This window comes from Pseudarthrobacter sp. alpha12b (assembly GCF_054130495.1).
Genome location: NZ_CP196746.1, coordinates 91,546 through 106,153, shown reverse-complemented (window position 1 = coordinate 106,153; position 14,608 = coordinate 91,546). Strand labels below are relative to the sequence as shown.

The window sequence follows — 14,608 nt, the reverse complement described above, 5'->3', positions numbered from 1 at the left end:
AGTCGCCCGAATCGGCGGACGTGAGTGAACTCGAAGCCGATATTCCGTTCCTGCAGGGAAACGCCGAGTTCGGGCCACGGCATCCATCGGCAAAATTCCAGTGTTCGGCACCCCCAAAATCGGCTAGGACCGGTGATGTTTTGGTCTCAGTCCGAGCACCTGTCGGAGCGCTGAATATCGCCGATCGAAGTTATGGCATCGGCAGAGGGCTCGCCGCGGTCCGTCCTCTGGTGATAGACAGCGAATACCTCTGGTGGTGGCTGCACACCCAGGTGGAAGTGCTCCAAGCTGAGTCCACGGGGTCCACCTTCGCTGCTATTCCTGCCTCGGACATCGCCAATCTCACTGTCCCGGTGACCGATTCGAACCTGCAGAGGGCGATCGCACGGTTCCTTGGCCGCGAAACCGCCCAGATCGATGAACTGATCGAGAAGCAGGAGCGGCTCATCGATCTGCTCGCCGAGAAGCGCCAGGCCATGATCACCCACGCCGTCACCAAGGGCCTCGACCCCACCGCCACCACCAAACCCTCCGGCATCCCCTGGCTCGGCGACATCGGGGTCGATTTCGAGCCCATCCAGTTGGGACGGCTTACGCGGAAAGTCGCAGACGGGCCTCACTTCTCGCCGCAGTACGTCGATAACGGCGGTGTTATGTTCCTTTCGGCACGAAACATACGCGTCGATTCATGGTCGTTGACAGACGCAAAATTCGTTTCTGAGTCCGACTATGAAGAGTTCTCCAAGAGAATCGTGCCGGAAAAAGGTGATGTTCTGTACACGAAAGGCGGCACGACCGGAATTGCTCGCGTTGTCGATCTCGACCAGAAATTCCAGGTCTGGGTACACGTCGCCGTCCTCAAAATTCGGCGCGAGCTAGCTGATCCGCACTACGTCGCGTATGCGCTGAATAGTCACGGTGGCTACGACCAGTCCCAGCTTCACACGCGAGGTGCCACCAACCAGGACTTGGGCCTCACCCGAATGATTCGAATTTGGATGGCTCTCCCGGATCTCGCCGCACAGAAAAGGATTGTGCGCGACTTGGACTTACGAACAGCCAAGATCGACCAGCTGATCGATAAAGCATCGTCAACAGCGGCGATCCTGTATGAGCGCCGCTCCGCACTTATCTCCGCCGCTGTCACCGGCAAGATCAATGTCACTAACGAAGGAGTTGCGGCGTGAGCACGGTATTCAAGCCAGTTGGATGGAAGGTCCAGGGCCTTGTGGACTCGGTCGAATCAGGGGTTATCCAACTACCCGACTTGCAACGGCCCTTCGTGTGGCCCAAGTCGAAGATCCGTGACCTGCTCGACTCCATGTATCGCGGGTACCCGGTCGGCGAACTGATGTTCTGGAATGTCTCGCAGGATGAATCGTCTCGAACGATCTCTGGGGCCACAGGACGGATCGGCGCGCACCAAATCATTGACGGGCAGCAGCGGCTCACCAGCCTGTATGCCGTTTTCAAGGGGGCGGCTGTCCGAGATGCCGACTACAACTCGAAAACCATGTCCATAGCCTTCAACCCGGTCACGGAGAAGTTCGAGGTGACCAACACCGCCATCGAGAAATCCGCTGACTGGATCGGCAACGTTTCGGAGTTCTTCGACAACCCCTTCAAAATCCGTAGGTCGTTCAAGAAAAGATATGAAGAAGCCCGAGGCGAGCTCACCGAGGAGATGGAAGAGCTCATCGAAGAGCGCCTCGGGAGACTCGATAGCCTGCGCAATTACGAGTTCACAGTCGTTGAGATCCAGCCGGACGCGGACAAGAAGGTTGTCGCTGACATCTTCGTCCGGATCAACTCCGAGGGAGTCAGCCTCAAGGCATCGGACTTCATCCTCACGTGGCTTAGTGTTTTCTGGCCGGAAGGACGTGAGCGTCTCGAAAGTTTCGCTCGAGATTCTCGACTGACGCCCCAGCGGGCCAGCGAGATCGCGGGCCGTACGGTGTCCTGGACGCCCATCAATAACTACCTTGCCGTTGACGCCGGCCAACTGGTGCGCGTTCTGGTGGCCGTCGGGCAGAACAGAGCTAAGCTCGGCGACGCATATAACGCACTCCAGGCGAAGGACCGTAGCACTGGCTTCGTCGTGCCTGAGCGGCAAGAAGCCGAGCTTGCGAAGCTACAGATCGCCCTGCCCGTTGTCCTCAAGGATTTGCACTGGACGGAGTTCATCCGATGCCTAGCCGTGGCCGGCTTCAAATCGCGAAAAATGGTCACGTCCGACATGAATATCTTGTCCAGTTACGCACTCTGGATACTGGGCCGCACCCGCTTCGGCGTGGATGTGACCACCCTGCGGAACCTCATGGCCCGCTGGCTATTCATGTCCCAACTGTCGGGTCGCTATACCGGAAGCGCGGAAACCCAGCTCCAGAAGGATCTGGACCGTTTGACAGCCATCCACGGCAGTGATTCGAGCAGCTTCGTCTCCACGCTTGAGGCAGTCATCTCCGCCGAACTATCGGACGACTTCTGGACCCTGCGCATGCCGGACTCTCTTGTGACGTCGTCGTCCGCGTTGTCCCCCGCGTACCAGGCCTACCTAGCCGCACTGAATATTCTCGATGCGGACATGTTCATGCTGAGGAATAAAGTCCAACAGTGGATGGACCCGGCGCTGCCGGCCACTAAGGGAACCGAGGGGCACCACCTCAACCCTCGCAAATACCTCGAAAACGTCGTCGGTATTAAGGACCTCAAAAGGATTAACCAGGTCGCCAACTTCGCCCCGACCGACTGGAGCACCAACATCCTGATCTCCGACCGAGAGCCGGCCGAATATTGGCCGGCGCTAGTTTCCGAACGTGGTTTCAGTGGCGACGCCCTTCGGCAGCAGATGTTTTGGCATGCTCTCCCCGAGGATTGGGAAACGATGGGCTACGACGAATTCGTGCAGGAACGCCGGATCCTCATGGCCCAAGTCACGAGGGCCGGTTACGAACGGCTCAAGTCCGGCCAGTCGGTCGCATCTCCTGCCATTCAGGTGATCGCACAACCTGCCACCCATGTTGACTCCGATGTTGCTGACCTCGTCGAAGCGGGCATCCTTTCGCCCGGTGATTTCCTCAGCCCCGCAGACGACTCCATCAGGATGCGGGCCGAGGTCACGGAAGACGGAGTGGTCGTCATCGATGGACATGAGTTTGCCACGTTGGACGCCGCAGCCCATCACGCCGGCGCTGATAACGTCCCCGGATCGGAGTTTTGGCAGGTGGAAAACAACGAGGGCGAGCCGGTAGCGGTACAAGGTCTCATGGATCGAGTTTCGCCATGAACGAATCTTCGCCCGCTCAAGGCACAACGTACTACTTTCGCCACCGTAGCTGCGATTTGGAAGGTCGCCTCGTCGGTGAGCAGATGCTCGTCGCCGCAGGCTCGTCCGCCCGAGCCGAGGCTAGGCCCGGCGCGCCTGAGACAATCCTGAGTCGCCGAAGCCGACTCATCTCGGATAGCGTCGCCGAAGTTGTTGGCGATCGATTTGTCCTGAAACAGGATTACATTTTCGCGGGTCCTGGACAGGCAGTCGATTTGATGAACGGCGGTCATGTGCGGGAGCCTCTAAAGCTGTGGCGTGACGCGGACGGAACATCACTGCGCGATATTCGTACGAACGAGTAGGGGACTCATTTTGGCGCAGCACAATGAAGTGACATTTGAGGACGAGATCTGCCAGTCTCTTGCCGCCGAGGGGTGGATTTACGAGCCGCACAGAAAGGCTGCCGAGCTCTACGACGCGACCCGCGCGCTCGTGCCGGAAGACGTCTTCGCGTGGCTAGCGGACACCCAGCCGGAGCAGCTGGCAAAGGTCCTCAAGCCTACGGACTCTCCCGCCGAGCACGAGGTCGCCAAGCGGCTGCTCCTGGACCGGCTCTGCAAGGTCCTGGACAAACCGGCTGCCAAGGAAGCTGGCATGCTCTCGGTCCTTCGCACCGGCTTCAAGGACGTCGCGGCCCAGTTTGAGATGTGCCAGTTCAAGCCGGCTATAGGCCTGAACCCGGAGACGCTGGAGCGGTACGGCAAGGTGCGCCTCCGGGTGATACGGCAGGTCCACTACTCCATGGTCGACACCATGAAGAGCATCGATCTGGTCCTGTTCGTCAATGGACTGCCGGTCGCGACCATCGAGCTCAAGACGGACTTCACGCAGAACATCAATGACGCCGTTGAGCAATACCGCAAGGACCGGTTGCCCCGCAATGGCAAGAACAAGGACGAGCCGCTTCTGTCCTTCGGCCGCCGCGCCCTGGTGCACTTCGCCGTCAGCAACGACGAGATCCAGATGACCACCGAGCTCAAGGGCAAGGACACCTACTTCCTGCCCTTCAACGTCGGCAACGACGGCCGCGCCGGCAACCCGGTGAACCCCAAGGGGTCGGCCAGCAGCTACCTCTGGGAACACGTCCTGCAGCGCGACTCCTGGCTGAACATCATCGGCAAGTTCCTGCACCTGCAGATCAGCGATAAGACCAACCCCGTTACCGGCGAACGGGAAGTCCGCAAATCCCTGTTGTTCCCCCGCTATCACCAGTGGGACGTGGTCAACCAGCTGATTGAGACCGCCCGCACCGAGGGTCCTGGCCATCGCTACCTGGTGCAGCACTCCGCCGGGTCCGGCAAGACCAACTCGATCGCCTGGACCGCGCACCAGCTCAGCTCCCTGCACAGCGCCCTCAACGAGAAGATCTTCGATTCCGTTATCGTCGTGACCGACCGGACCGTGCTGGACGCCCAATTGCAGGACGCGATCTACCAGATCGAGCACAAGTCCGGCGTCGTCGTCCCGATCCGCGGGAACGCCGGCTCCAAGTCAGCCGAACTCACCACCGCGCTGGCGGCGCGGACACCGATCATCGTCGTCACCATTCAGACCTTCCCGTTCGCGCTGAAGGCTATCGCCGAATCCCAGGCGCTGAAGGGCCGGAACTTCGCGATCATCGCGGACGAGGCGCACTCCTCACAGACGGGGTCCACCGCGAACAAGCTCAAAAAGGTTCTCTCCGCCGAGGAACTGGCCGACGTCAACGACGGCGGCGATTTCGACGTCGAAAGCTATCTGGCGGCCGAGATGGCCGAGCGGGCGGATGCCAAGAACATAAGCTACTTCGCCTTCACCGCGACGCCGAAGGCCAAGACGCTGGAACTGTTCGGCCGTAAGGGTACGGACGGGGTGCCGCAGCCGTTCCACCTGTACTCCATGCAGCAAGCCATCGAGGAGCGCTTCATCCTGGACGTGCTGCAGAACTACACCAGCTATAAGGTGGCTTATCGGCTCACCCACGAGGGCCGAGACTTCGACTCGGACGATGCTCAGGTGGAGAAGTCCGAGGCGCTGAAGTCGCTGATGAACTGGGTGAAGTTGCACCCGTACAACATCAGTCAGAAGGTCCAGGTGATCGTGGAGCATTTCCGCGCCAACGTCGCCTGGCGGCTCGGCGGCAAGGCCAAGGCCATGGTGGTCACTGGATCCCGCAAGGAAGCCGTGCGGTACAAGCTCGCGATCGACAAGTACATCAACGACGCCGGCTACTCCGGCCTGGGCACCATGGTCGCCTTCTCGGGCGAAGTCATCGACGACGGATCCGGCCCCGAACCGTACACCGAGCTCAACATGAATCCCGGGCTCAAGGGGCGCACACTGCCGGAGGCGTTCGCCACCGACGAGTACAAGATCATGTTGGTGGCCAACAAGTTCCAGACCGGCTTCGACCAGCCGCTGTTCGTGGCGATGTACGTGGATAAGAAGCTCTCGGGTGTCTCTGCGGTGCAGACTCTGTCCCGGTTGAACCGCACCGCTGTGGGCAAGGACCAGACGTTCGTCCTCGACTTCGTCAACAATCCGGACGAAATCCTCGCCTCCTTTCAACCTTACTTCCGCGAGGCTGCGCTGGAAGGCGTCTCCGATCCGAACGTGGTGCACGATCTGCAGAACAAGCTCGACGCCGCCCAGATCTACCTCGAGTCCGAGGTAGACGGGCTGGTGACGGCCTATGTCCTTGAGGCCGGCAACAACGCGCTCTCCGGCTGGGTTGCACCGGCCAAGTCGCGCTTCAACACCCGGTACAACGCCGCCGTGGCCGAGGGCGACAAAGCCGCGCAGGACGAGCTGGACCTGTTCCGGAAGGACCTCGGATCCTTTATCCGCGCCTACGACTTCCTCTCGCAGATCGTCGACTTCGCGGACACGGACCTGGAGAAGCGCTCGATCTACTACAAGCACCTCCTGCCGGTTCTCCGTGTGAACGACGCAAAGGTGGCGCTGGATCTTTCCGGAGTCGTGCTGGCGAAGTATGCGCTCAAGGACAAGGGTCAAGCCCAGTTGCAGCTCTCCGGCGAGGGTGAGTTGTTGAAGCCGTTGACGGAGCCCGGTACCGGTCAGGCCAAGGATCCTGTCCTGGCGACGTGGGAGGAAATCATCCAGCAGGCCAACCTGCCCTTCGAAGACGAGGAGTTGGACGCGGTAGCGCACTTCGTCGAAGGTGTGCGGCGCGAGCTCGTGAAGAACGAAACGCTCCAGAAGCAGGCAAAGAACAACACGAGAAGCCATTTCAACGCCAGTCCTGAACTCCACGGAGCGGTGAGCACCGCAGTCATTAACTCGATGGAGAGCCACCGCAACCTCAGCATTCAGGCACTGGGCGATAAGACGAAAATGCAGGCTTTGCTGAAGATGCTGAGCGAGCTGGTTTACGAGGACATGCAGTCATGACGGCAGGGTGGGAATGGGTAGAGATTGTGGCGCAGCTTGCAACTCCCGTTGCCCTCATATTCGCCATCATCCAATTGATTGGAGCTCGCGCTGCAAAGCACCGTGATTTTGAGAACCTTTACGTACAGCGGTATTGGAATCTCATGGACAGCTTCGAAGGGGACCCGTGGGCTGCCCAATCCGTTCGATCACTGTCCCGAAAAGACCGTACAAAGGTTCTAAGCTATCTGCAGCTTTGCGAGGACGAGTTGGACCTGCGACGCAACGGTTTCATATCAACGAAGACTTGGGATATTTGGGCGGAAGGGATGGTCAGCCAGTGTTCTCGACCCCTATATGCAGACGGCCTGACCCAAACTAGGGCTGACGAGCTACCCGCATTGCGACTATTTCTTCTGAACCACGAGGATCCTCTAAAGATGAACCCCATCCGCAAGTGGTGGACCGGCATCGGTTACAAGAGGAGGAAGTGAGAGCATGTTGCCCGCTCTGCGACATTGCCGCTATCGCTCCGGCGCCAAGAATCACGCCCCTGCGCGCTTGGGACGTTATCGGTTGGGAGCTGGAGAACCGAGGGAACTGACATCCTGTGCTCGTGCTCGATAAGTAGAGCGACGCCGCCTTTGGCAAGCCGAACGCGAGAGTCGAAGAATTGCAAACGAGAGTCCTGTCCGTCTGCACCGTAATCAAAGGTGAGATGACCATGTTGATCGCTAGTCGTACCATCTGACAGCGGGTGCGGATTCAGTTAGCGCGTCAAAATGACCTCAAACCAACAAGCTAACCTGCTTACTCCGCAATACCCATCTATTGCAAAAAGGGGTTCTCCGTGGAACTGAAAGATTGGCTGACGATCAGTGCGAGTTTGGTCGTAGGACTTGGGTCTAGCGGCCTAACGGACTGGCTGAATGTCCGAAAGGCGAAAGCAGACCGACTCGAGGCCCCGGCAAAAGATGCGAGAGCAAGGCGTCACGATCGGAATCGGTCACTCCGTGAATACCTTCGGGTGCTGGAAGAAGTGGCGAGTGTCAGCGATGGTCGAAAAGTGAGCCGTTTCGCGGGCTTGGCGTCTAGTGGTCGTTGCAACACCTGAGCTTTTAGGAGTTGCAATTGGGAGAGATGAAACGACCAAGAAAGTCGCGGGGTGCCCCTCCAAAGAACGCTGCCCGGGCTCACTATGATCAGCTGATGAAACAGGGGATGGGCAATTCTGAGGCCTGCCGGATCGTGGGAATCAGCCGTAGTTCGGGCACTCGATGGCGTCACGGCCACTCAGTTGTCCTGAAGTCCGGAGACATCAAACGAATTGCTCCGATCTCGCATCAGAGACCGGTCGTAATCTCGGCCCGATTTCTCTCCGAGTCGGAGCGGATCACGATCGCGGACCTCCTGCATGCCGGGCGAAGCATTCGCGCTATCGCCACCGAACTCGGGCGCAGTCCGTCAACTGTGAGCCGAGAGATCCGCCGGAATATTCACGAGCCCTCCGGCAACTACCGCCCGCGAACGGCCCAGCGCAGCGCCGAACGTAGACGGAGCCGCCAGCGGACCGGGAAGATCGCCGCCAACCCGGAGCTGCAGGAGTTCGTGCGCGAACACCTGCAGCAACGCTGGAGCCCCCGCCAGATCAGCAACCGCCTGCGCGCGGAGTTCCCCGGACAACCGGAAATGCACGTCGTTCCGGAGACTGTTTATCAAGCCCTGTACGGGCGTGGAAGCCTGGATTTAGCCGTAGATCCTGGAGTCTCCCTGCGCAGCGGGCGGACAGGCCGCCGGCCGCGTCGTCGGAAGGAACACCGGACCAAGCGCTTCCCGGACATGGTCATGATCCGGGACAGACCTGCGGAAGTGATCGGCAGATTAGTACCAGGGCATTGGGAAGGCGACTTAATCATTGGAAAAAATGGCCGCTCGGCCATCGCCACACTGGTCGAACGGACCACTCGCTTCATCATCCTCGTGCACCTGGCGGGGAACCGAGGCGCTGAGAACTTACGCGATCGATTGACCGAAGCGATGAGACCGCTCCCGGCTCATCTACGCCGATCCCTGACATGGGATCAGGGCACTGAAATGGCCTGCCACCAGGACTTCACCCGGAAGACACTTATCCCTGTGTACTTCTGTGACCCCGCAAGCCCCTGGCAGCGCGGCTCGAATGAGAACACCAATGGTCTTCTCCGCCAATACTTTCCGAAAGGAACAGATCTGGGCGTCCATACCCACGAACACCTCGCTAGAGTCGCCGCCGAGCTCAACCAGCGACCACGCGAAATCCTCGGATGGCAGAGCCCCATGGAGCACCTGACTAGACTGACTTCACCATCGACCGAACCATAAATTGTTGCAACGACCGCTGAATTCCGCCGCCGTCACAATGGCTCACTTTTCGACCGTCACCGACAGCGAGTGATCGGGAAAACACTATGCTGCAGCGCCAGTCGAAGACCGAAGGAGAATATAGGGGACTATATAAGCGGAGCACGGCAGTCCGCTTACCACTACTTCCACCTCTTTTCCGATTCTGAAAAGTGGCTACTGATGGATCCGTTGAGCTATGACGGACCCCACGAGCCGCTAGCCATACATCATTTTCAATGAAGCCGTCCGGCTCCTCAGAAGTTTCTTGGCAGCGAACCCCGACGACTAAAGTGACAATGGCGTTCAACCGGGTGTCCCGCTCGCCATCACGGCCCTTAAGACAGTGCTCGGTCCGATCGCTACTGCGCCACCGCCGCCGCCGTCGCAAAAACATCCGCCGGCATCGGCCGGTGCAGCTTCCATGTAATGGCGATCGGCTTCTCACCCTTGTGCTGCACGTAGTCCACCTGCCCGAGGCATGTGTAAGGAACGGTCAGGCCGGTCTCGTCGTCGGCTGTGTCCCTCGTGAAGATCAAGACCCGCGAACCATGAGAAGCTCGGTCAAGATAGCGGCGTCCCGTCGGGCTCGTCGGAGACGTTGCATTCTGAGATTCCCAATGGAACAGCTCCGGACTGATCGCGTAGTCCTTGTACATCGTGGTCGCTGAATGCTTCTTGTCGTCCTTGTTGAGGGTGACAAAAAATGCGTCGGTCGACGTCGCCGGACACCACGCAACGCCCTCGCGGTGCTGCACGTTCTTGCCCTGTTCCAGCGAGCCGTACTGCAGCGCCGCCAGCACCTCCTCGCGCCGATAGGTGGCATGCGACAGCAGCGGGATGTGCTGCAGCCCTGCACCAAGGCTCTTCGCTGCATGTTTCGATGCCGCTACTCCCAGCTTCACCACCTGGCGGATCTCGCGGCACACAAACTGGTAGCCGCGCAGGTGATCCAGGCCGCCGTCGTACGTTTTGAACCCGCCGCCGTCATCCCACAGCGTGTAAAAAAGCATGCGTGCAAAAGTCTGCTCGCGGATGCCGAGCTCCGCATAGCGGGGCGCGTCGGGAGCGACCAGCATGGAATAGGCGGCAGCACGTTCCGGATCGTCCACGTGAATCAGCGCGGCCATGCGGCCCAGCAGCTTCTTTTCCTCCGCGTCCGACAGTTCCTCGAGCTTCCCCCGCAGCACGGTCTCAAGGGGTGAAAGCCCCTCAATCAGCCCAGCCTGCCGGAGGTAGCCGGTCCATGAGTCCCTGGTGGACCGGTAGATCGTCTTCATGTCATTCCCCGACCGCTCCAGATAGGACTCCAGCTCGGTCTCGGCGTACGAGGCGATGTCCCGGACCAGCTGTGCCCGGTTGAACCGAAGCTGTGCCTTTATGTTGTCCAGGACCACCTTCTGCGCCACCCGGTCCAGCACGATCTGCGAGCCGGAGGGCAGGCATGGAAACTCCTCCTCGACCGCCTTCTCCAGCTCCTTGCGGCCGTAGCCGGTCAGCGCCCGGTAGCGCAGATCAAAGCGGAACTCACGTCGCTGCTGGCCGATGAAGTCCAGGACCGTCAGCACCGCTTTGCCCTCGGCACGGCGCAACCCGCGTCCCAACTGCTGGAGGAAGACTGTGGCGCTCTGCGTCGGGCGGAGTAGCAGGATGGTGTCCACCTGCGGTAGGTCCAGGCCCTCATTGAAGAGGTCGACGGCGAAGATGCAGTTGATCTCCCGCTGCCCCAGGCACCTGAGCGCTTTCTCGCGGTCAGCATTGTCAGTGGTGCCGTCGACGGCGACGGAGGCAATACGGGCTCTATTGAACACCTCGGCCATGTAGCGGGCGTGCTGCACCGAGACACAGAAGCCGATGGCCCGCATTTGGTCGGTGCTGGTGACCTTGTCGCGGAGTTCGCGGATCACCTTGGCGGCACGGGCGTCATTGCCCGTATAAAGGGCGCTCAGCTGGGTGGTGTCGTAGTTGCCACGCTTCCACTCCAACTGGCTCAGGTCGACGTCGTCCGAGACGCCGAAGTAGTGGAACGGGACCAGCAGGTCAGCATCGAGAGCGTCCCAGAGCCTAAGCTCACTGGCTGTCCGGCCATCGAAGAACTGCTTGGCGACGTCGACGCCGTCGCCACGTTCCGGGGTCGCGGTGAGTCCGAGGAGCTGCTGCGGTTTCAGATGGTCCAGCAGGCGGCGGTACGTGGGCGCCATGGCGTGGTGGAACTCATCGATGACGACGACGTCGAAGAAGTCATGCTCCAGTTGTTCGATGCCGAGCGAGGACAGCGACTGGACGGACGCGAAGATGTGCTTCCACTGCCGCGGCTTATGTTCCCCCACGTAGAGCTCACCGAAGGCGCCGTCCTGCATGACGTCACGGTAGGTGCGCATCGCCTGCCGGAGAATCTCCTGGCGATGGGCGACGAATAAAAGCTTTAGGTCTCTGCCGGCGGCTTCGCTTAACCGTTTGTAGTCCAATGCCGCGATGACCGTCTTTCCGGTGCCCGTGGCGGCGACCAGGAGGTTGTGATTGAAGCCCTTGAGCCGCTCGGCTTCCAGGTCCTCCAGCATCTCCTCCTGGTGAAGAAACGGCTGAACCTCAAGACCAGTAGTTGCATCCGGCGCCGCTGTGCGACGACCGCCGTTCCGCTCCAGCGCAGCGTCCAGCTTTTCGCCGTCACGCTCCGGGTCATAGCTCTGGAAAGCCCGCTGCTCCCAGTAGCTGTCGAAGGTGACCTCAAACTTCTGCAGGAGGGCGGGTGTTGCGACGGAACTAAGCCGGACGTTCCATTCCAGCCCGTCCAGGAGTGCAGCCTGGCTAAGGTTCGAGCTGCCTACGTATGCGGTATCGAAACCGGTGTTCCGGCGGAACAACCATGCCTTGGCGTGCAGCCTCGTCGCGTGGGTTTCGTAGCTGATCTTTACCTCGGCCCCATAACGGTTGACGAGTTCGTCGATGGCCCGACGTTCCGTTGCGCCCATGTAGGTGGTGGTAATGACTCGCAGCCTGGCTCCGCGATCCTTAAGTTCCTCTAGGGCGGACTCCAGGAGCCTGAGTCCGGTCCAGCGGACAAAGGCGCAGAGAAGGTCCACTGTGTCGGCTGACTCCATCTCGGCCCGGAGCTCGGCGGCCAGGTTGGGGTCGTCCTTGCTGTTGGTAAGAAGCGCTGAGTCGCTCAACTTTGTGGTGGGCCGGCGGAGTTGGCGACGCTTGAGCAAGTCCGGGCGATGGAGCGACTGCAGCTGGGTAGGGACATCCGTGATGCGGTCGTCGTACCGAAGCTCTTCGAGAAGTCGGTTTACCAAAGCGACCCTGTCATTTGGCTTTGCCTCAGCGAGAGCCTTCCGAACAATGCCTCCTACATGACGCGATAGGACATCTGGGGAGTCTTCGTCCTCTATTGGCTCGAAGTGCGGCTCCAGGTCCGAAACCTGGGACAGGCTCACCGCTAGCCTTTCGGTCCCCAGCAGTTCGTATAGACCTTCTGATAATTGTTCCAAGCCCAGTTCCCCATTTAGCATGCTCACTGCGCCAGGCTATAGCGGCAATCGAGAAAGGCCAACCACCCCAGTTCCCCGGACATCCTTGCCTCTAAGACGACAGCCCGATACCGTCACGGGCGCTTTAGTCTGCCGAACAATCGCGTTCGGCAGGTTTTCTAGCCGCACCCTCTTGGTAGCTTCCGATTCTGCAATCTACGGAATCACCGTCTCCAATTTTCGAGAATCAATCTTGCAAAATAGTCATTACGAATCTGAACTTTTTCATCAGTCCATGACTCTAACCAATTTGGGTCTTCTATGCCAGGCGGCGCCTGCAGCACAGACGCCGACGTGATTAACATTACAGAATTTTTTTGAATTCCTACACGCTTTTTATACCAAGGAGCATTGCCGACCATGGAGTTAAGTCCTTGTGTTAGGAGAGTGAGATTTCCGAGGCGATTTATCATCGATTCTCTTCGCTGCTTCACTTCGAGGGACGGATCGGCCAAGGGATAGCTCTGTTCCCATTCTTGAGGAAGAAGGTGTTCAATGGACAACTCTATTGAGCGGTCAAAAAGCGCTTCCGCACGTTTCTGACGCAGGACGTTTTCAAGGCCAACCAGCAGGATGCGAGTGTTTAGACGCGACATCGTGTTGTAAATGGGGTAGTTTTCCAGTCTATGAGCGACCTGGGAATCTGTGGGCCAGACCCTGGAGCTTGCGGACTGGCGTAATAGGTAATCACGAACCGATACCACTGGGTCCACGCCATCCTGGCTCACTACTCGAAGAAGCTCAGCCGTGAGCTGGTTGTAATCCTTTGTGGATAACCTGCATATCATTCGCCGGAAGAAGTATGAATCAAGCATATCCATAATTGAATCTCGACCATGTGCCTGAAGTGAAGGAAGCGTCTGCAGTTTGAGGAGAAACGGCCACACAACCGATATCTGCATATGGGCTAGGCGATCGACAAGCCGGCCCGTTGAAGTGTCGATCGGCGAATTTTCAAGCGCGAATTGAACTTGGCTCAAATCGTGAATGGAGCGAACTACATCTGAAGCCGCCTCCTTTGAGTCCTCCAGCCACTCGCGGAACTCGCTGAAGAAACCTGCCGTAGAAACGGTCGTCTTTTTCTCAATTACAAGCCAATTCGAGACTAGAGTATCTAGTTTGCTTCGTTTGAAGCGACCGAGAGTCCTTTCCTGCTGCCATTCAGCTCGGTCGAACTGTACCCAGTACTTTTGATGAAGTTCATCCGCATTCCCGCCTTCTCGTTGGATCTGCCGAAACAGGGAGTTCTTTACTAGGTCCGAGGGCGAAAGCCGCTGACCTTCGTAGTTAAGATTTTCGAATATGACCTGGGGATCATCCTTTTCATCCAGGAGCACCTCAACGATTGCCAGCCGGTTACGGATGGCTGAGGAAAGGCCCTCTAGCCGTAGTTCCGGATCGGCTGCTTCGTCCAACCACTCAGCGATTGCCTCGTCAAAAAAGAAGCGTGCGCCAAGCGGTCCACGGGTTGCCTCAATCCTTAACGGAAACTCGGAGGTAGCCAAGAAGAAGTCATCTCTATCAGCTAAAGACGGGACCAGCATGGGTCGATCCTCCGGATGCTCCCAGTAGTCCTGGTTAAATACCAGTGCATGCAGATTGCGCTGCAACTTCAGATAGCCGCGCTCCTTGGCTTGGAAGCCGGCGCTTGACATCAGAATTTGGAGGGTCGTAAGCCGCTGCTGACCATCCACTACCAGGGACCTATTGACCCTACTAGGCCGATTTGCCATGGGTTCAATGACTATCGCGCCCACAAAATGTGTTTTGGGAGACTTCTCCGAATGCGGGGCTGCGGCAGCTCGCTCCGCTTCTTCAGCTGCCATCGATATATCCGTCCAAAGAGAATCCCAGTGTTTTTCCTCCCAGACGTAGGGTCGTTGATATACCGGAATAACAAACTGATGATCCGTACGAATAAGCTGTTGGATCTTCGTATCTTGAGCTTTCAAGCGCTACCTCCAAGGCCACCGGGTTGAGAATGCATATGACTAGAACTCTA

The 14,608-nt window shown here is 58.7% G+C and carries 7 protein-coding genes; 5 read left to right on the top strand and 2 right to left on the bottom strand.

The genetic code is table 11. From position 1 onward, the window contains the following. Window positions 1–20: 20 nt before the first annotated feature. The 5 genes from ACTAQI_RS00465 (at window position 21) to ACTAQI_RS00445 (ending at window position 9,058) form a co-directional block, all read left to right on the top strand. The gene (locus ACTAQI_RS00465) at window positions 21–1,187 is read left to right on the top strand and encodes a restriction endonuclease subunit S (RefSeq protein WP_457948777.1); all 1,167 of its coding nucleotides are present in this window, start codon (window positions 21–23) and stop codon (window positions 1,185–1,187) included. Then, window positions 1,184–3,286, top strand: coding sequence for a GmrSD restriction endonuclease domain-containing protein (locus ACTAQI_RS00460; protein WP_457948776.1), 2,103 nt, complete (start codon window positions 1,184–1,186; stop codon window positions 3,284–3,286). Before ACTAQI_RS00465 ends, ACTAQI_RS00460 begins: the two co-directional genes overlap by 4 nt. After that, window positions 3,283–3,630, top strand: a complete 348-nt coding sequence (locus tag ACTAQI_RS00455) for a hypothetical protein (RefSeq protein ID WP_457948775.1) — start codon at window positions 3,283–3,285, stop codon at window positions 3,628–3,630. The genes ACTAQI_RS00460 and ACTAQI_RS00455 overlap by 4 nt, the downstream gene beginning before the upstream one ends. A 28-nt stretch (window positions 3,631–3,658) precedes the next feature. After that, on the top strand, window positions 3,659–6,718 hold the full coding sequence (locus ACTAQI_RS00450) for a type I restriction endonuclease subunit R (RefSeq protein WP_457948774.1): 3,060 nt from the start codon (window positions 3,659–3,661) through the stop codon (window positions 6,716–6,718). A gap of 1,200 nt (window positions 6,719–7,918) precedes the next feature. Then, on the top strand, window positions 7,919–9,058 hold the full coding sequence (locus tag ACTAQI_RS00445) for an IS30 family transposase (RefSeq protein WP_457950955.1): 1,140 nt from the start codon (window positions 7,919–7,921) through the stop codon (window positions 9,056–9,058). 380 nt (window positions 9,059–9,438) lie between these two features. Here the strand turns inward: ACTAQI_RS00445 and ACTAQI_RS00440 are convergent, their stop codons facing one another. Next, window positions 9,439–12,588 (bottom strand): DUF3427 domain-containing protein, encoded by a 3,150-nt coding sequence (locus ACTAQI_RS00440; protein WP_457950954.1) that lies wholly within the window; start codon window positions 12,586–12,588, stop codon window positions 9,439–9,441. A 182-nt stretch (window positions 12,589–12,770) separates the two neighbouring features. Continuing rightward, window positions 12,771–14,558: a DUF262 domain-containing protein gene (locus tag ACTAQI_RS00435; RefSeq protein ID WP_457948773.1), complete on the bottom strand. Its 1,788-nt coding sequence runs from the start codon at window positions 14,556–14,558 to the stop codon at window positions 12,771–12,773. Between the last annotated feature and the right edge of the window lie 50 nt (window positions 14,559–14,608).